Below are 20,431 nucleotides of genomic sequence, written 5' to 3' on the forward strand. Positions count from 1 at the left end.
TTCAATGGATGAAACAATAATCAAACCACGTCCCGGCCGTTTAAGCCGAGATAAATCAAATGCTGATGCATCACAAGGTTCGAGTGACAAAACCGTTGTCTCTTTTAGTCACTCTTCACCTGAAAAGGCGAATGTTAGTTCTGTATCAATTTTTAAAAATGAATTACTCGATGCAGCTAATGACAGCTTTTCATTGATTATTTTTATTAATCAGTCATCACAAATTGACAGTCTAGCAGCTTTAAAGCATCGGGCTATTGAATCAATTAAGCGATTTGAAACCAATCTACGTGCAAAATCTATTGAACTTACGGTCATTAATAATGCACGTTATTGCCTATGTGCTGTTATCGATGAAGCTGTATTAAATGCTAAATGGAGTTCGCTGGAATGGGCTGAAGAGAGCTTGCTATCTACTTTTCATAAAGAAACATTTGGTGGTGAGTACTTTTTTACTTTGCTTGATGATGCTTTAGTACACCCAGAAATGAACAGAAACTTCTTAGAGCTACAGTACCACTGCTTAAATTTAGGTTTTAAAGGTAAGTTTCGAGTTGAAGCCAGCGGGGAAAGTAAGCTAGAAGATTACCGTAATAGAATTTACCACATTCTTAATCAAATAGATGGACCACATAGCCAATTTTTAGCACCTAGCTGGAAAAGCCGTGTTGCAGCAGGTATGGAGCTAAGAAATCAAATTCCACTTTGGGTTGTAATTTCGGTGCTTGCTTTAATTGCGCTTGTGGTTTATTTGTTTTTCAACATGCGCCTTAATGAGCAAGTTGACGCAACAGCTGAAAATTTGAAGTTAGTTCATCCTTTGTCATCTTCACAAGTTGAAGGCAATAAAAGTAAGCAATTGGACTTGTTAACCCAGTTATTACACACTGAAATACAACGCGGTATAGTCAGTGTTGAGCAACAAACAGATAGAATTAGAATAACAATAAATAATGAGAGTTTGTTTAACTCAGGCGAAGCGATACTTTTGCCGTCTTTCCAACCAATTTTAGAGAAGTTAGCGCTAAGCCTTGAAGGAACAAAAGGCAAAATCTTAATCACAGGTCACACCGACGATAGCCCAATAAGTACCAGTCAGTATCCTTCGAATTGGCATTTATCATTAGCTAGGGCTACACAAGTAGCAAACTCAATGGCTAAGAATACAGGCTTAATGGGAAGGTTATGGCCAGAAGGAAAAGGTTCAGCAGAGCCTTTAGTGAGCAATACGAATTCAGATAAGGCATTAAACCGCCGAATTGAAATCGACTTACTTTTTTAATGGAGTTGTGATGAGTTTTATTCAAAAGTGCAAGCGCGCTATGTACGCTGCTACTTCTCGTAAGGTAATGATTGTTGTTGGCTTTTTAGCTCTCTTCCTACTTATTTGGTTTGGTGGCCCATTGATTGCGATCGCCGATTATAAACCGTTTGAAAGTGTTGCAGCTCGTGCTATCACAATTTTAGCAATTTTATTGGTATATACCGTTGTTAAATTGATTGAGTTTAGAAATCAAAGCAAACGAAATACCAGCATGACAGAAGAACTGATTGAGGTTGATGCTAATTCTGCAGATGAAGTCCAAGAAGAAATTAAAACCTTAAAAACTCGTATGGTTGAGGCGATCGAGTTATTGAAGGATGCTAAGCTTTTTAATGGTCGTAATATCTATCAGCTTCCATGGTATATCATGATTGGCCCTCCTGGTTCAGGTAAAACAAACTTCATTAATAACTCAGGTCTTGATTTTCCTTTAAAGGAAAAGCTAGGCACAGACCTAATTCACGGTGTTGGTGGTACGCGTAATTGTGATTGGTGGTTTACTAATAAAGCAGTGATTATCGATACCGCAGGTCGTTACACAACACAAAATAGCCATGCTTTACATGACTCAAAGGCATGGCAAGGTTTTTTAGGTCTACTTAGAAAATACAGACCCAAGCGGCCTGTAAATGGTGTGATCATCAGTATGGGGATATCCGAACTGATGAATCAAACTAAAACTGAGCGTAACTTACATGCCCGTGCGATAAAGCAACGATTACAGGAGCTTCAAGGGCAGCTTGGCATGACCTTTCCTGTGTATGTTATTTTTTCAAAAGTCGACTTGGTTGAAGGCTTTAGAGAGTTTTTTAGTGAGCTCAGTGATGAAGAAACGGAGCAAGTTTGGGGGGTAACTTTTGAACTAGATACTGATTCTGACAATCAAATTGAAGTGTTTAACAAAGAATTTCATGGATTAATTTCAAACCTTACTTCGTTATTAAATCGACGTTTGATTAACGAGCATGATTTAGTGAACCGCTCTAAAGTGTTTGAATTTCCGAAGCAACTTCGTGCTCTTCAGAGTGTTGGTTACTCTTTTTTGAAAGAAATATTTACACCAAATGCGTATGAAAGCCTGCCAATATTTCGAGGTGTCTATCTTACGAGTGCAACGCAAGAGGGAACACCTTCTAATTTGTTGAGTGATCAAAGCTCAGCAAAAAAAGATTATATTAACCAAACTAGAAGCTTTTTTATCAAGCGTTTATTAGAAAGTGTTATTTTTCCTGAACAGAATCTAGCAAGTACTAACAAACATCATGAAAAGCAAAGTAAGTGGTTACGCGTTTCATGCCTAGCCGTAACATGTATAACACTGATTACATTAAGTGTTTCTTGGTTTATTAGCTTTTCATGGAATAGTGATCTAATAGATGAAACGAATCAAGCTTTAGCTGAATATCAAGTATTAGATCAAAATACGGTCGATAAAAGTAATCTAATTATTTTGAATCAGCGTTTTAATGCACTAAAGAACTTCCCTGTTAATAAAATTAATGCAGAAGACTTTGAAGCGTATGGTTTTAGTAAAGTTGAAGAGCTAACAGAAGCTTCGAAAAGCGCCTACTTACGTTCTTTAAAAACATACTTAGAACCATTTCTACTCAATGCGCTAACATCTGAGATGGAACAACAAGCAGACTATTTGAGTTATTTATATGAGACTCTGCGTAGCTATCTGATGTTATTTGAACCTGAGCATTATAATCAAGATGATTTACTTGCATGGTTTAGCGCCTACTACGAAAGAGCTCTTCCGGGTGATGTTAACGTAACCAATCGTGCTGATTTAATGGCTCATACACGAGCACTCCTCGATTATGGTATTTCTGGGCAAGAAATAGATCATCAAGCTGTTCGCCTTGCTAGAGCTGAACTAACAAAATTGCCAATCGCAGAAAGAGCTTACCAAAGATTACAAGCTGATTTTATGGAAAGTAGCATTCCACCAATAAAACTAACGGACATTATAAGCTACGAAAGCGCGAGAGAATTTAGTTTTCAAAATCCTGAAGCTACGATGAAAAGTATTCCAGGCCTTTATACTTATAATGGTTACCATGGCATCTTCAATGTCGAGAAAAGCAAGATGCTGGGTAATCTGATGGCAAGTAGTTGGGTTTACGGTGAAGAAGCTGCAAACACATACGATATTTCTAAAGCGGAGATCGAGAAGAAATTAGAGCAAAAGTATTTTCAAGATTATATTTATTACTGGCGTTCGTTTGTCGATGAGCTGACTTTAAAAGAGTTCGATTCACCAACAGAAGGTGTTCGCGTTACTAATGTTTTAGCGGGACCTGAAGCGCCAATAAAAAATATTATTACAACGGTTCAAAAAAATGTTCAGTTGACTAAGTTGCCTATTTCTGAAAACCAAAAGGCTGCCGGTAAAGTGGCTGCAAATGCAGCTGAAGTCGCTATGCATACTAAGGCTAATAGACTTAAGCGTTACTTACCAAATGAAACTCCAAAGTTTGAGGTCAAGCTTCCTGGTCATCAAGTAGAAGAAGCATTTAGTGATATTTTAGAAATCGAACCACAGCAACTCGAAACAATACAAGCAAGTTTAAGAGAGCTAAATATTTACTTAAATCAACTTGATCGTGGTGGCTTACTAAAGTCTTCTGTGAAGAACCAATTAAGTGGCAAAAATAAACCAGAATTTCTAAGTCAGCTTGAGTTTCAAAGTAAAGGGCTGCCTTATCCTGCCAGTCATTGGTTGTTGAACATAAGCCAAGATACGTCAAACATCACTAGAAAAAGTGCCAATCAACACCTTAACGAAATCTGGAGAAGCAGTGTTTTACGAGAGTACAACGCAGCAATTGTAGGGCGTTACCCGCTAGTACCTCACTCGGATAAAGAAATTAATCTTAAAGATTTTTCGGATTTCTTTGGGCCTGAAGGCACTATTGATAACTTCTTCACGACCTATATCGCACCAAGTGTCGATACGAGTAAGAGCCCATGGCGTTTTGAAAAAAATATAGGAGTAAGCGAGTCTGCACTTAGAATGTTTGAGCAAGCGGCCAGAATTCGCGAAGTATTCTTTGATGGGAATAGCAATACACCGCGAATAGAGTTTGGTTTAAAGCCAATTAAATTAGACCAAACGATTTCCAGTTTCATGATAGAAATAGATGGTCAGTCAATGATTTATAGGCATGGTCCGCCGAAAGTTAAGAGCATTGTTTGGCCAGGAGACGTTGCCCAAAGTAAAACCAGAATTGTGTTTACACCACCGTATGGGGGCAGAACAATCAATACTAGTTACAGTGGCGAATGGTCTTTTTATCGAATGTTAGATGATTTAAAGGCCCAGCGAGCCGAAACACAAAATGACTTAGAGCTACACTTTTCGCTGCAAGGTAATAATGCAATGGTTGAATTGTTGCCAAATTCAATTAGACATCCATTTTGGAACGCAAGTATAGAGAGTTTTTCATGTCCGACAAGGCTATAGGGATTGGCTATTTGGGCAAGGTTCCATTTTTGGGTGACTTTGTCCAAGAAGGAGTTTGTCAGCAGTTTTCAGAGCACTGGGAGCATTGGTTACAAGCTGCTATCGCAGTCAGCAAAGAGCAACTGGGTGCTCAATGGCAAGAGCGTTATTTAACAAGTCCAGTTTGGCATTTTGCATTGTCAGAAAATTTAATAACGAGTAGTGCTAAAAAAGGAACGCTTTTGCCAAGTGTTGATGCTGTAGGGCGCCATTATCCTTTTACGGTCCTCGTTGATAGCGATAGCACTCCCATTGCGACGTTAAATTCGAATCAACTGTCTCTTGATTATGAAGACGCTGTGTTATCTGTACTTGATGACAGTGTAGACTTAAGTTTATGGCAGAAGAAGGTGATGAGTACGCTTAAGGAGAGCCGTTCACCCGCTAAAATATTCAGTAAAAGCCTTTCTCCAGATGAAAATAAATCTGCTGTAGTTTTTGAGTTTCAAGGAGATGAGTTAGGTGGTGGAACTGTCGATGATGTATTGCATTCACTCTTACTCAATAAATATGGGGATTATAGTGTTTGGTGGACCCACGGTTCTATAGATATCAAGCCTGTTGTTTTTGTTACAGCAGGTTTACCACCAGTAAATCAAGTGGCTGCAATGCTAGATGGACGTTGGCAGCATTGGGAATGGAATTATACCCAGGTAAGTGAGTGTGAATAAAAATTTTATCAGTTATGCAGTGTCTCACCGTGGAGTTATTCGCGAGCTAAACGAAGATGCTTATGTTGAACTTAATAAATACAACCTTTGGATTGTAGCGGATGGCATGGGTGGGCATGAAGCCGGCGATTTTGCAAGTCAGCTAGTAGTTGACGTTATTAAGGCTGAAGTTGAAGAGTTACCCGTTTCATCAATTTCAACCGAGATGTTGATTAAAGCAATACAAAGTGCAAATACGAAACTGCTTGAATATAGCAGTGACTTTTTAAGTAATAAAACGGCCGGTACAACCGTTACTGTACTGTTTTTTAAAGACAATAAATATTCTGCTCTGTGGGTAGGTGATAGCAGAATATATAGATACAGGTCTAACTCTTTGTTGCAGTTATCACGGGACCATAGTCAGATTAATGATTTAATCGATGAAGGATTACTAACAGAGCAAGAGGCAATAAACCATCCTTTAGCTAACGTAATTACGCGTGCGGTGGGAGTGCAAAGTGAGCTGTCTGTCGACTTTGTTGAAGGTGACTTATTAACTGATGATATTTTCTTACTTTGCTCGGATGGTTTAACAGGTGAGTTAAGTGATTCAGAAATTAGTATTGCTTTAGCGCCTAAAAATATCATTGATTCAGGAATGGCATTAATTCACTCCACTCTTGTGCGTGGTGCAAGAGATAATGTTACTTTTATTTTAGTGAAAAATGAAAAGCTGGATAATTCTAATGATAAAACATTGATTAATGATGACTTGACTGTGCCCTTATTATTAAATAGCTAATATATTATTTTAATAAGTTGGATAATTTTTGTTTGATTATTTTATTTTTTGTAATTTAATTTTAATTAATGCTTTTGTGGCTTGAAATTATAAATAAGAGATGTATTATTTTACGTCTCTATTTTGGGTGTAAAAGGAATTTTTAAGGCGATGGAATGTTTGTTTTTGATGAATATTTAGCTCCGATTAGTGAAGATGCATTCGCAGGCATTGAGCCTAGATCAGATGTATCTCCTACCTCAACGTACTATTCCTTAAAAGATATGCGCAATCAGCTACGTGCTGCTGAAAGACTTGCGCTTGTTGATGATGAAGGGATCGCGTCTTTGGCACGTGATTGGCAACCATTATTAGAATTGTGTAGCACTGCATTAAAAACAGAAAGTAAAGATATTGAGTATTTGGCGTGGTTTACTGAGGCATTGTGTCGAATCCACGGCTTTAAAGGACTGGCTTTTGGTTTCAAAGTTGCAAAAGAGCTAGTTAGTAACCACTTTGATGCACTTTATCCAATGCTTGATGATGGTGATGAGATATCTGATAAGGTCTCTGCATTAGTTGGTTTAAATGGTGTCGCAAGTGAAGGGGCACTGATCATCCCTATTAAAAGTATCGCATTAACAGATAGCCAAAACTACGAAGCTTTTACTTACTGGGAATACCAGCAGGCCTATGACGTCTCACGTCTCAGTGAAGAAAAGAGAGAAAAAAAAATAGCCCAGGGCGCAATTGACTTTGAATTAATAGTAAAAAGTGCACAAGAGACTCCCGCTGAACTTTTCCTAGCATTAAAAAATGATATCGAAGAGGCGCTTACTGAATTTAGTGCATTAAGCAGTGCGCTTGATACTGCTACAGAGCAATCACAGCCTACCTCTTATATTAAACAAGCACTTGAAGAGTGTTTGAATGCAGTTTTGCATTTAGGTGAAGACAAACTTAAATCCCTTGAAGCGAAGTCGATACAAGAACCGCAAGAAAATGAGCAAGTTGAAGGCGAAACACCTGTCGATGAGAATCCCTCTCGAAATGATACCCAAATCAATAGCCGAGAAAATGCGATAAACAAATTGCAAGAAATTGCGCAGTTTTTTAGAAAGACAGAGCCACATTCACCTATGTCTTACACCATTGAACAAGTTATTCGATGGAGCGAATTATCGCTACCAGAATTATTAAATGAATTAATAACCGATAGTGATGCTAGGACCGGATACTTTAAGCTGTCTGGCATCAAAGTTAGCGAAACAGAAACCGAGTAAAAGGAGTTTTGAATGAGTATCCATGACAAATTAAAACGTGTACGTAAACCAAGAGTACACATTACCTATGACGTTGAAACTGAAGGTGCAATTGTAAAAAAAGAGCTGCCTTTTGTGGTTGGGGTAATGGGGGATTTTTCAGGTCATAACCAAGAAGTATTAAAACCTTTAAAAGACCGACGTTTTATCCAAATTGATAGAGAAAACTTTAACGATGTTTTAAAGAAAATGAGCCCTTCTTTGAAGTTAGATGTCGATAATACTTTAACTGATGATGGCACTAAATTTAGCGTTGATCTCAACTTTAAAAGTATTGATGACTTTGAGCCAGCAGCTGTCGTAAATCAAGTTGAACCATTGCGTAACCTAATGGAGACACGTAATAAACTTCGTGACTTAATGACTAAGATTGACCGCTCAGAAGAGCTAGAGAATGTTTTAGAAGAAGTGTTAAGCAACACAGCGAGTCTTGACTCAATTGCTAAAGAGCTAAAGTTAGAGGAGTCTGAAAAATGAGTACCGAAACACTAGCCCAAGAATTAGACACAGCAACAGCGACTGAATCAGCATCGTTATTAACTCAAGCTATAGGCGCAACTAAGCAAACAGATGCAAGTCGAGCTGAAGAGCTGCTACGCACATTAACTGAAGAAGCTTTAAAAGGCACTGTTCAATGGAATAAAAACATGACAGTGACTTTCAATGAAGCGATTCAGATGATCGATCAAAAAATATCGAAACAACTCAGTGTTATTATGCACCATGAAGACTTTCAAAAATTAGAAGGTTCATGGCGTGGCCTAAATCATTTAGTGATGAATTCAGATACTGGCTCAACTCTAAAAATTCGCGTACTTAATATGAAGAAGAAAGAACTTCATAAAGATTTAAGTAAAGCGGTTGAGTTTGATCAAAGCCAAACATTCAAAAAAATCTACGAGTCAGAATTTGGTACACCGGGTGGTGAACCTTACGGCACTATTGTAGGTGATTTTGAATTTACTAATCACCCTGAAGACGTGGAAACTCTTGGCTTAATGTCAAACGTTGCTGCAGCGGGTTTCTGTCCGTTCATTTCAGCATCATCACCTTCACTCTTTGGTTTTGATAGTTGGGAAGAGCTTACTAAACCAAGAGATCTTGAAAAAGTTTTTGAATCTCTTGAATACACTAAATGGCGCTCATTTAGAGATAGCGATGATTCACGCTTTGTTTCACTCACAATGCCAAGATTTTTATCTCGTTTACCTTACGGTGCTGCATCTAAACCGGTTGAAGAATTCAACTATGAAGAGTTTGAAGTTGATGAACTTGCCGGTCGCTCTGTAAGTACCGATAACGCTGATTATTGTTGGAGTAATGCTGCCTACGCAATGGCAACGAATATGACAAAAGCATTCTCTCAATATGGTTTTTGTACCGCTATTCGCGGCGCTGAAGGCGGCGGTAAAGTAGAAGGTTTGCCGACGCATATATTCACTAGTGATGATGGTGATCCTGATCTTAAATGCCCAACAGAGATTGGTATTACTGATCGACGTGAAGCAGAGTTAAGTAAGCTTGGTTTCTTACCACTGTGCCATTATAAAAATACTGATTACGCGGTGTTCTTTGGTGGTCAAACTTGCCAGAAACCAGAAGTTTATTCAACGCCTGATGCAACTGCAAATGCTGCAATTTCTGCGCGTTTGCCATATATAATGGCTACATCACGTTTTGCTCATTATTTAAAAGTTATGGCGCGCGATAAAATTGGTAGCTACATGGAAGCTGAAGATGTTGAATCATGGTTAAATCGTTGGATACTATCATATGTCAATGCAACAGAGGGCGGTGGTCAAGATATTAGAGCCCGTTACCCTCTAGCCGATGCAAAAGTTTCTGTGAAAGAAATTTCTGGTCAACCAGGAGCCTACAATGCCGTTGCATGGTTAAGACCATGGTTACAAATGGAAGAGCTTACGTCATCGCTTAGATTGGTTGCCAAAATCCCTGAGATTGGCTAACCCTTTCTGCATTAAGGATGATGCAAAATGAACTGTGAAGAGTTTTCATTCATAGGAGAAGACGCTGTAATTTCAAATAATACAGCGTCTGATATCTTCGAAAATAGCGCTTTATTGGAACGATTTCTTAATGAGAAAGAAACATTTAAAGCGTTGTTATTATGGCTTGAAGGCTCTTCAGATTCCCCCTTACAGTGGGATAAAGAGTCAATTAGTTCATATTTGCAACTGACCATTGTCAAAATTGATTCGCTTATTTCTAAGCAATTAGATCAAATATTACATCACCCCAAGTTACAACAATTAGAAGCCAGCTGGCGCAATTTGTGGTGGTTAACTTTACAAACAGAACTTAATGATAAAGAAAAAAAAGTAAAGTTACGGCTGTTAGATTGTGACTGGAATACGTTATCGAGAGATGTTAATAAAGCAATCGACTTTGATCAAAGTAGCTTCTTCCAATTAATTTATCAAAATGAGTTCGATCGTCCAGGCGGTGAGCCTTTTGGTGTATTGATTGGTGATTACGAAATAACCAATGGCAATGCACCGGGTACAATTTACAACGATATAGACACCTTAAAAGAAATTTCGAAAGTAGCCGCAGCCTCTTTTTCGCCATTTATTACTGCTGTGTCTGCAAGCTTATTTGGTGCAAATAGTTTTACTGATTTAGGCTATCAATTTGATTTGTATACTCAGTTTGAACAGGTCGAATATACGAAGTGGCGTAGCTTTAGGAACATGGAAGATGCGCGTTTTGTTGGTCTTGTATTGCCGCATGTATTAGTTAGAGCACCCTATAAAAACGACGGCACACGTCACTTAGATTTTTTATATACAGAAAAAATAACCACGCCTGAAACAGAAATGTTATGGGGAAACGCCGCTTACCAATTTGTGTCGACATTAGTGCGAGCTTATGCAGAAAGTGGTTGGTTTGGTCAAATAAGAGGCATTGAGCCTGGCAAAATATCTAAAGGCATCGTTACCGGATTGACGAAAAATTACTTTTCAACCGATGTTTACAGAAAAGAAGCTAAGCCACCAATAGACTTGATTGTGACTAGTAAATTAGAAAAGCAGTTCTCTGAACTTGGGTTTATCCCAGCATCGTCAGTGACAAATACTGAGCATCTCGTTTTTTATAGTAATGCATCAGCTCAGCAAGCCAAACACTACGATAGTGAGGCTTCTACTGTAAACGCTCGCTTATCGTCTATGCTGCAATATATTTTATGTGTTTCACGCTTTGCTCATTATTTAAAGCTGTTAGCGCGTGATCGAGTTGGCTCTTATAGTACAGCCCAAGCCTGTGAACAAGGTTTGCAAGCATGGGTTAACAACTACACTACAGCATCGGATTCTGCCTCAGAGCAAATAAGAAGTAAGTATCCTTTGGCGAATGCAAAAGTAAAAGTGACTGAAAATAAATCGAGGCCAGGCCATTATTTTTCTGTTTTACAATTACAACCCCATTTTCAGCTTGATCAAATGATATCAAGTATCAAATTAGTGACTGAACTAAGTCCTCATCACCAAATAAAGGAATAGAAATGAAGAAGATCCATGAGTGTATTCGCAATGGAAAATTAGCTGATGCATTAGAGTATTGCGCACAGAAACTAAAAGATGATCCACTTAACTTTGATATTCGCAGTGCTTACACGGAACTATTGTGTGTGAACGGTGAGCTTGAAAAAGCTGATAAACAATTAGATTTTATGGTGACAAAGTCGCCTGAGCTAGCGGTGGGCGCTGTTAATTTAAGGCACCTAATTAGAGCTGAGCAAGCAAGACAGGATTTTTACGAAGGTAAAGCGGCCCCTAAGCTATTTCATGAAGCAGATGAGCTAGATGAAGTATTTCTTCAGATGCATATCGATTTACGCGAAGATGATTTTAAATCAGCGACTGAAAAGGCAGCTAAAGTTGAGTCTCTCAGGATAAGTACAGTAAATGAGCAACTTACTGCAATAAGAGATATTGATGATTCATTAAACCCATATTTGGAACTTTTGGGTACCAATGGCGAGTTTTATTTAGCTCGTTTCGATGAAATCGAAAAGTTTGAAGTTCAGCCAATAGAATCAATCGTTGAGCAAATTTGGCTACGCGTTGAAGTAACTATCAAAGATGGACCTGTCGGTACTGCTCATATCCCAGTTGTTTACCCACACTCAAAGAGCGAAATTGAAAAATTAGGTCAAGTGACTGAATGGCATGAAATAAGTGAAGAAATGTATTTAGGCCGCGGGATGAAAATGCTGTTCATAAATGATGAAGCGGTTTTATTGTCTGAACTTGGCTCTTTCATTAATTGAGCGTGAAATTTTCATGATTGCAAGCAAACAGCCGCTCAAAGCATCAATTTTAGACCGCTTGATAGATGACGAGCCTGAAGTACAGGATTCGCCACAGCGAACGGATGGTATCAGCTTATCACTTTTAAAAAATTACGTTAGGCGAGATATCGAAGCACTGTTAAATGCTCGGATCCAGTGGCATACATGGCCAAGTCAATACAGTGAGCTTGCAACATCGTGTTTATCATATGGATTGCCAGACTTTTCAAGCATGGTTGTAAGTTCCCATGAGGGGCGAGCAGCGTTATGTGAAAAAGTTCGAGATGCAATTTTGCGATTTGAGCCTAGGTTTATTGAAGTTGAAGTGCTAGTTGATGAAGAGCTACCCCTTAACCGCATTTTAAACCTAAGAATTAATGCCTTGTTATATGCCGATCCTGAGCCTGAATACATCAGTTTTAACTCTGAAGTTGAGCCAGTTAGTTTAGGTATGAAAATCTATGAGTCTTCACTATGAATGATGAATTATTAAAGTATTACAATCGTGAATTAGCTTATGTGCGCCACCTTGGGAAAGACTTTGCAGAAAAATACCCAAAAGTGGCAGGCAGGTTAAAACTTACAGACGAAGTGATAGAAGATCCTCATGTTTCAAGGTTAGTCGAATCATTTGCATTTTTAACTGCCAACATTAGGCAAAAACTTGATGATAGCTTTCCTGAGTTAACGGATGCGCTATTAGGTCAGCTTTATCCTGACTACCAAGCACCGATCCCTTCATTATCAATTGTAAAGTTAGAGTCAGAAAACCTATCAACGACTGGGGTCATCATTCCGCGTGGGAGTGAGCTTGAAACTAATGTAGAAGGAATGAAACAGTGTAAATTTCAAAGCTGTTTTGATACCAATTTGTGGCCTGTAGAGATAACCGCTGCCCAGTTTGATAACAGTCCTTTTATTGCGCCTAAACCAAAGTTTAATGAACCAGCTAAAGCGATTTTTAAGTTACAACTGACAGGTGAGTATGATGGCGTTTCATTGCATGAAACAGAGCTAAATGATTTAAAAATTTATATTCATGGACAATGGCATTATACGCTCAAAGTATACGAGCTATTGTTTAAACATTGTATCGGAATAGCAGTAGATAATGGCGATGAGGGAGTGCATTACCTCTCTAAAACTCATTTAAAATCAGTTGGTTTTGAGGAGCATGAGGCTGTAGTACCTTATTCAATGCGTTCATCATCAGCATATAGGCTATTAGTCGAGAACTTTATTTTTCCTGAAAAATTTAAGTTTTTTGAGTTACAAAATATTCGTTCTGTACTACCACGCAATGCAAGCACTACAACGCTTTATTTTTATTTAGATGTTGAGTCGAGCGAGTTGGAGAAGCAAGTAGATAAAGACATGTTCTTGCTGGGCTGCACGCCAATCATAAATTTATATGAACAAGAACTTGAACCGATCCGCCCAGAGCTAAGCGAATATGAGTATAAGCTTGCACCACGTTATATCGACTCTGAAATATCAGAAGTTATTAGTCTTGAAGAAGTAGTTGCATTTGACCACAAGGGGAATAAACAGCTGGTGACGCCTTTTTATGCGCAAACACACCCTAAATATCAAGAGCATAAAGATCTCTATTGGCATACTCGACGAGAAACAGCCCTTTGGGCCGGTGGTTATGCAGAAGCGGGCACCGAAACTTATTTGTCATTAGTAAATGGTGGCTTTGAAAATAGTGCGCAAGCACTCAGTGAGGGAAATACGGTCGTAACAGCACGGGCGCAGTGTAGTAACCGTAATCTACCAGCTAGTTTACCATTTGGTGATGATGAACTTGGTTTTACATTACCAAAGCGTGGCGATGTCATCAAAAAAATCAGGTGCCTAGTTGCACCTACTCATGCGGTAAGACCTGTGTTGGGTAGCAATACTCGTTGGCAACTGATTAATCATCTGACTCTTGATTCATTCAGTGGTGAGCACAGCGTAGAGAAATTGAAAGAAACATTGAGACTATATGATTTTAAAGCAACACCCCAATCAAAAGGGATGATTGATAATATCTATAGCGTCAAAATTGAACCCGCAACTGCACGAGTTGTGCAAAATGGGCGGGTTGCATTTGCAACAGGTACCGATATTGAAATTACGTTTGCAAATGATGATTACGCTGGCAGTGGGGTGTTCTTTTTTGCTTCAGTTCTTGATTGTTTTTTCTCGCAATTTGCATCAATTAATAGCTTTACACGCTTAAGTCTAAAGTTAAAAGAACAAGACAGAGTTTATCATCAGTGGCCAGCTAGAGTCGGTTCAGAGGTGCTACTATGATTGCTCAATTGCTCGAGAACGCGACAGAAATAGATTTTTACAAAGCCGTGTTTGTGATCGAGTCGCAGTTATCGAGTACGGCTCAGCACTACCGGAAAGTTGGCTATGATTGTCAGCCAAAACTAGAGCTGATTAAGTTTAGTTCAACACAAAAGTTTGGCTTTGCGGGTAATGCGATAACTAAATTAAAACCTGCTAAAAGCGTTGCAGGGATCACTCAGTTTGATATGGAAATATCATTTATGGGGATGACCGGTTGCTCAGGCGCATTGCCACACTTTTATAGTGAATTGGTGATGCAAAGATTGCGCTACAAAGACAGCACAATGAGAGATTTTTACGATATGTTTAATCATCGTTTGATTTCGTTGTACTACCGAGCTTGGAAAAAGTATAAACCCGCGCTTAATTTTGCTAACAGCAATCAAGATAATCACACGAAAATTTTGGCACTTTTGAGTGGGGGCAATGCCCCTCATCAGCTTTATTTCAGTGGTCTTTTCAGTCGAAAAACGCGAAATATTGCTGATCTGCGAAATATTTTAACTTTCTATTTAGGTTGTGACGTCAGCATAAATCAGTTTGTGGGTCAGTGGCAGCCACTAAAAAAATCAGAGCAAACCCGCATTAACAGCGGGGGCTTTGCAGGACAACATGCAAGGCTTGGTATTGACGCAATAGCAGGTAAGCAAGTTTGGGACATCTCAACAAAGATAGAAGTTACTATTGAGCCCAAAAATGAGCACCAAACAGCCCGTCTTCTACCACAGCAAGAGCTTTGGAATTTAGCCCATCAAATAGTGAATGATTTTGTTGGTAATCAAATTCAGCATGCACTAATAGTAAAAGCAAACTTCTACAAACTTGGTGCAAAGCAACTATTAAAAGAGCGACTTCAATTAGGCTGTAATAGTTTTCTGTTTTCAGAAAAAGCAACTATAGACGGCAAAGTCTCTGAGCTTTCGTTCAAAGGATAAATAAATACAAGGAAATATTATGTCTACAATGACGCTAAATACACTCGTTGAAAAATTAAGCCCTGAGTGCAAAAAGAGTCTTGAACAAGCTGTTGCAATTTGTAATAGCAGAAGTCACTTCACTGTTGAATTAGAGCACTGGTTATTAGCAATGCTTGAACAACAACTTGATGACTTTAGAATTATTTTGAGCGCTTACGATATTGACAGCGACTCGTTAAAAAATGATTTGAATAAGTCTTTAGAAATGCACAAAACGGGTTGTAACTCATCACCGAGCTTATCGATGCATGTTACCAGTTTGCTTAAGCAAACGTGGCTTAGTACGAGCATTGATTTTACAGATACACAAATTCGTAGTGCTTACTTAATTTACACGCTGGTAAAAGATGACACTTTAGCAAGTTTAGTGAGTCGTTGTAGTAAAGAGTTTAATAAGATAGAAGCAGGGCAATTATTGCATGCTTGGCCTGAAATGGTCGCTAAGTCACAAGAACAAAGCCCTGTGGCAAATAGTCAGACTGAAACATCGGTATCTACAAGTTCTAAAACGCCGAGTTTAGATCAATTTACAGTTGATCTAACAGCTCAGGCAAAAGCAGGAAAGATAGATCCAATTTTGGGGCGCGATTTTGAAATTAGACAAATGGTCGATATTCTTACGCGACGCAGACAAAATAACCCAATTCTAACTGGTGAAGCTGGGGTTGGTAAAACGGCCGTTGTTGAAGGGTTAGCGCTTAGGATTGCACAAGGCAGTGTTCCAGATGTTCTAAAAAATGTAAAAATTCACACTCTAGACCTTGCTTTATTACAAGCAGGTGCTGGTATGAAAGGTGAGTTCGAAAATAGACTTAAGTCTTTAATATCGGAAATTAAAAATACCCCAAATCCTGTTATTTTATTTATCGATGAAGCGCACACTATGATCGGTAGTGGTGGTCAAGCAGGTCAAAATGATGCTGCAAATCTATTAAAACCGGCACTAGCGCGCGGTGAACTCAGAACAATTGCAGCCACAACATGGGCTGAATATAAAAAATTCTTTGAAAAAGACGCAGCACTGGCGCGTCGATTCCAAGTCGTTAAAGTCGAAGAGCCTACACCAGAAAAAGCGATTGCGATGTTACGTGGTTTAGTACCCGTTATGGAAAAGCATCATAATGTGTTCATTTCTGAGCAAGCATTAGAAAGCGCAGTACATTTATCACACCGCTACATTACCGGCAGACAACTTCCTGATAAAGCGGTTGGTTTACTTGATACAGCCTGCGCTCGGGTTGCAATGAGCCAAGCATCAACACCTAATTCAATTGAAACGCTTGAAAATGAACGCTCAGGAATAGAGTCGCAAATCAATATGTTAACCCGTGAGCAACGCACAGGATTAAATCACAGTGAGGTGCTTGAGAGTTTAACAAATAAGTGCCAGCAAATTACTGAGCAGCTTGCACCATTAAAGTCGCAGTTCGAAAATGAAATGTTGCTTATTAAAGATGTAAAAGAAGTCATTAGTGGCCTGAATGATGAAATAGAACAGCCAAGTGAAGAAATTGAAAAGCTACAACAATGCAAAGAAAACTTAGCTAAATATGATTCAAACATGGTGCATTGGCAGGTTGATGATGAGTTAATTGCTCAAGTTATTTCTGACTGGACGGGCATTCCAGTTGGCAAGATGCATGAAGATGATGTGAAGAGTGTTCTTAATTTAGCCAGCACAATGAAAGACCGTGTTGTGGGTCAAGATCATGCGTTGGAGCTAATTGCAAAAGTTGTACAGACATCTAAAGCGCACTTAGCAGACGAAAGCCGCCCGAATGGAATTTTTATGCTAGCGGGTCCAAGTGGTGTGGGTAAAACTGAAACGGCACTTGCGTTAGCGAATGAAGTGTATGGTAGTGAAGAAAACATCACTGTCATCAATATGTCAGAATACAAAGAAGAGCATAAAGTTTCGTTACTCCTTGGCTCACCTCCAGGTTATGTAGGTTATGGTGAAGGTGGCGTATTAACAGAAGCGATCAGACGTAAGCCATACAGTGTTATTTTATTAGATGAAATTGAAAAAGCGCACCCTGGTGTACATGACATTTTTTATCAAGTGTTTGACAAAGGCACCATTAAAGATGGTGAAGGTAGAGATATCGACTTTAAAAACACAATTATTATCATGACCTCAAATGTGGGTACTGATACAACAATGAGTCTTTTTGAAGATGAAGAAACTGCGCCAAGCGTTCAGGGTCTGCAAAAGGCTATTCAAACTGATTTACTTGAAGTATTTAAAGCTGCATTTCTTGGTCGTATCAACGTCATACCCTATTTGCCACTTAATAAAGAAACTCTTGCAGAAATTACAAAACTGCAATTATGTAAAATAAAAAATAGAGTTAACAAAAATTACAAATCTGATTTTTTATATTCAGATCTTGTTGTAGATTATATAGTTAACAATTGTAATGACTCTGGTTCGGGTGCAAGAAATATTCATGCATTATTGCAAAATAATGTCTTGCCTTTATTATCTGAATCTTTACTTGATAGTCTTGTTAGTGGTAACAAAATCAATGATATATCATTAGATATAAATGATGGTTCTTTTGTTGTTAATATAAATTGATATATTTAAATTAGTTTCTTGTTTCTTTTTTGGAGTCGGATTATAATTTGTCCGTCTTCATTAATTGATGGAACATTGAGACATTGTCTTCGTCTAGGGAAAGGATATTGAAGACCTTTTCGTTGCGCAGTTAGAGATAATGATTTCAAAGGAATTTTGGGAAACCAAAAGTAAATGATCCAATGTAATGGATGTTATTTATAAATTAAAAGGAGCATTATCAAATGCAATCAAATACATATTTAAAATACGGTTCAATTAAAGGCGAAACTACTGCTGAGTCTTTTAAAGATTTAATCACAGTTTTATCATTAGATTGGAACGTAAGCCGTGAAATTTCAGCACACACTGGTACAGCAATGGACCGTGAATCTAGCTCAACTCGCTTAGGTGATGTAACTATCACTAAACTTCAAGATAAAGCGTCTCCAGACCTTTTCAAAGAAGCGACAATTGGTAAAGGTCTTCCGGCTGTTTTCCACATCACTAAGCAAGGTGATAAAGTTGAAGAAATCATGAAAATCGAACTTACAGATGCAATGATCTCTAGCTACTCTGTATCAGTTCAAAACGACCGTCCAGTTGAAACAATCACTATCAGCTACACAGAAATGATGATGACTGTTACTCCTACAGACGACAAAAATAACATCACTGCACCACTTGTTTATGGTTACAGCGGTGTTAAAGGTCAGCAAATGTAATTTTTTGCAGTACCTAATAGCTCTGAGTTTTACTCAGAGCTTTTTTGATCTTTAGGAAATAGGAAGCATGGAATGCAAAAAGCGACACAAGATAATAATGTAATTCAGATTAACACCCCAGCAGGTAAAGATGCACTTTACTTAACTCGGCTGGTGGTGCAAGAGTCTATGTCTGATTTGTTTGTGATGTCAGTGAATATGTTCACTATTGGTACACAAATAGCGCATGAAGATCTGGTGGGAAAACCTGTTTCTATTAAAGTAAAGAATGCCGATAGCGCAGGTGAGCGTTATTTTCATGGCATAGTTAGCCAATTAGTATCTAATGGTAGCCGCACCGCTGATATTGATGAGCAAAAAAATTATATAGATTACCACGCTACAATTGTGCCTTTCGCAGCATCAATGCGAAACCGAAAAAACAGTCGGATCTTTCAAAAGAAAACTATAAAAGACATTTTTGCCGATTTGTTTGGTCAACACAGTGTCGCTTTTAAAGATAATACAACTAAAACGTATCCTAAGTACGAGTATTGTGTTCAATACCAAGAGTCAGATTTTGACTTTATTCAACGCTTGCTTCAGCAAGAAGGTATTTTTTATTTTTTCGAGCATAGTAACAGTGCACATACGTTAGTACTTGCTGATGATATAACAGCTTACGAAGAATGCGCTGAAGCAAAAGTAGAGTTTACCTCTGGTCACCTCAGTGAGTCACACATAAATAAATGGCAAGGTGGTTTAAGTATTGCGCCTGGCAGCTACAAGCGTATTGGCTATGATTTTAAGCAACCACCACGATACCCTGATGGCGATCACAAAAAAGCTGATTTACCAACCCAGTCAGTCGCTGAAATTTTTGAATATACCGCAGAAGCCGAAACCCATCCAAGAGCTGCAGGTTTGGCAGCCGTTCAACTTGAATCATTACAGCGTAATATGAAGTTAAGTAGCGGTAGAAGTGATTGCCGTTCATTCTCCGTAGGTAAATTATTTAGCTTTAAAAAACATGAAGACCCGCGCCTAGAAGGTAAAACGTTTGCTATCACCTCGTTACTAACGTCTATAACGGTGCCAAATCAGTCAGGTACTCAGCAATCTGGCGCGCAAGAAGTATTTACCAACCACTTTGAATGTGTGCCAAAAGATGTGCCATATCGTGCAGCTCACAGCATGCGCAAACCTGTTATTCATGGTGTGCAAACAGCCATAGTTACGGGAGACAGCGCAGATGAAATTATGGTTGATCAATACGGACGTGTGAAAGTTCAGTTCGATTGGGACCGAGAAGGTAAAAAAGACTCGCAAAGTTCATGTTGGATCAGGGTTGCGCAAAACTGGGCCGGTAAAAAATGGGGTGCATTTTTCTTTCCTCGTGTCGGGCAAGAGGTATTAGTCGACTTTATTAATGGCGATCCTGATCAGCCAATCATTAGCGGTGCAGTATACAACGCTGACTTAATGCCTCCTTATGCATTACCTGCAGATAAAACACAAAGCGGTATTAAAACACGCTCAACAAAAGAGGGCGGTGCCGATAATTTTAATGAACTGCGTTTTGAAGATAAAAAAGGCAGTGAGCTTGTATACATGCAAGCAGAAAAAGATAAGCAGCTGTATGTAAAAAATGATCAAAAAGAAAAAATTGATAATGATCGATTCCTAGAAGTGGGCAACAATGATGATGCTAAAGTAAAAGCGAATCGCACCGTTGATATCGGTGAAAATGACACATTAAAAGTGGGTAAATCACTCAATATCGAAGCAGGAAAAGAAATCGTTATTAAGACCGGATCGGCAAAAATTACTATGAGCAGTAGCGGGAATATTTCTATTGAAGGCACAAATATAAATATTAAAGGCAGTAACGTAAAGGTTGATGGGAGTGCAATTACCCTTTCTGCTGGCATGATCAAGTTGAACTAG

At 38.6% G+C, this 20,431-nt stretch carries 15 protein-coding genes; all 15 read left to right on the plus strand.

Features of this window, described 5'->3' with window-relative positions:
* The first annotated feature begins 4 nt into the window (after positions 1–4).
* Complete coding sequence (tssL, locus tag ISP07_RS09070; protein ID WP_138618872.1) at positions 5–1,282, plus strand: type VI secretion system protein TssL, long form; 1,278 nt, start codon at positions 5–7, stop codon at positions 1,280–1,282.
* 10 nt (positions 1,283–1,292) lie between these two features.
* On the plus strand, positions 1,293–4,793 hold the full coding sequence (gene tssM, locus ISP07_RS09075) for a type VI secretion system membrane subunit TssM (protein WP_209327432.1): 3,501 nt from the start codon (positions 1,293–1,295) through the stop codon (positions 4,791–4,793).
* Complete coding sequence (gene tagF / locus ISP07_RS09080) at positions 4,775–5,503, plus strand: type VI secretion system-associated protein TagF (RefSeq protein WP_138618876.1); 729 nt, start codon at positions 4,775–4,777, stop codon at positions 5,501–5,503. Before tssM ends, tagF begins: the two co-directional genes overlap by 19 nt.
* Positions 5,496–6,287 carry a PP2C family protein-serine/threonine phosphatase gene (locus ISP07_RS09085; RefSeq protein WP_209327433.1) on the plus strand — a complete coding sequence of 264 codons (792 nt, stop codon included), beginning with the start codon at positions 5,496–5,498 and terminating at the stop codon, positions 6,285–6,287. The genes tagF and ISP07_RS09085 overlap by 8 nt, the downstream gene beginning before the upstream one ends.
* 155 nt (positions 6,288–6,442) lie before the next feature.
* Positions 6,443–7,549, plus strand: a complete 1,107-nt coding sequence (gene tssA / locus ISP07_RS09090; RefSeq protein ID WP_194441283.1) for a type VI secretion system protein TssA — start codon at positions 6,443–6,445, stop codon at positions 7,547–7,549.
* A 12-nt stretch (positions 7,550–7,561) separates the two neighbouring features.
* Complete coding sequence (gene tssB, locus ISP07_RS09095) at positions 7,562–8,065, plus strand: type VI secretion system contractile sheath small subunit (RefSeq protein WP_119853120.1); 504 nt, start codon at positions 7,562–7,564, stop codon at positions 8,063–8,065.
* A complete protein-coding gene (gene tssC, locus ISP07_RS09100; protein WP_138618882.1) occupies positions 8,062–9,555 on the plus strand; it encodes a type VI secretion system contractile sheath large subunit in 1,494 nt (497 codons plus the stop codon). The genes tssB and tssC (ISP07_RS09100) overlap by 4 nt, the downstream gene beginning before the upstream one ends.
* Before the next feature lie 27 nt (positions 9,556–9,582).
* On the plus strand, positions 9,583–11,109 hold the full coding sequence (gene tssC / locus ISP07_RS09105; protein WP_138618884.1) for a type VI secretion system contractile sheath large subunit: 1,527 nt from the start codon (positions 9,583–9,585) through the stop codon (positions 11,107–11,109).
* A gap of 2 nt (positions 11,110–11,111) precedes the next feature.
* Positions 11,112–11,879: a type VI secretion system accessory protein TagJ gene (locus ISP07_RS09110; RefSeq protein WP_138618886.1), complete on the plus strand. Its 768-nt coding sequence runs from the start codon at positions 11,112–11,114 to the stop codon at positions 11,877–11,879.
* Positions 11,880–11,892: 13 nt separating this feature from the next.
* A complete protein-coding gene (tssE, locus tag ISP07_RS09115; protein WP_138618888.1) occupies positions 11,893–12,378 on the plus strand; it encodes a type VI secretion system baseplate subunit TssE in 486 nt (161 codons plus the stop codon).
* Entirely contained in the window at positions 12,375–14,201 is a 1,827-nt protein-coding gene (gene tssF, locus ISP07_RS09120) for a type VI secretion system baseplate subunit TssF (RefSeq protein WP_138618890.1), read from the plus strand. The genes tssE and tssF overlap by 4 nt, the downstream gene beginning before the upstream one ends.
* Positions 14,198–15,178, plus strand: coding sequence for a type VI secretion system baseplate subunit TssG (tssG, locus tag ISP07_RS09125; protein ID WP_138618892.1), 981 nt, complete (start codon positions 14,198–14,200; stop codon positions 15,176–15,178). The genes tssF and tssG overlap by 4 nt, the downstream gene beginning before the upstream one ends.
* Before the next feature lie 19 nt (positions 15,179–15,197).
* The gene (gene tssH, locus ISP07_RS09130; protein WP_209327434.1) at positions 15,198–17,801 is read left to right on the plus strand and encodes a type VI secretion system ATPase TssH; all 2,604 of its coding nucleotides are present in this window, start codon (positions 15,198–15,200) and stop codon (positions 17,799–17,801) included.
* Between the two features lie 224 nt (positions 17,802–18,025).
* Positions 18,026–18,505, plus strand: a complete 480-nt coding sequence (locus tag ISP07_RS09135; RefSeq protein WP_105181734.1) for an Hcp family type VI secretion system effector — start codon at positions 18,026–18,028, stop codon at positions 18,503–18,505.
* Between the two features lie 72 nt (positions 18,506–18,577).
* Positions 18,578–20,431, plus strand: a complete 1,854-nt coding sequence (locus ISP07_RS09140) for a type VI secretion system Vgr family protein (RefSeq protein ID WP_209327435.1) — start codon at positions 18,578–18,580, stop codon at positions 20,429–20,431.

It is taken from the genome of Pseudoalteromonas sp. PA2MD11 (assembly GCF_017808125.1).
GTDB classification, from domain to species: Bacteria; Pseudomonadota; Gammaproteobacteria; order Enterobacterales; family Alteromonadaceae; genus Pseudoalteromonas; species Pseudoalteromonas simplex.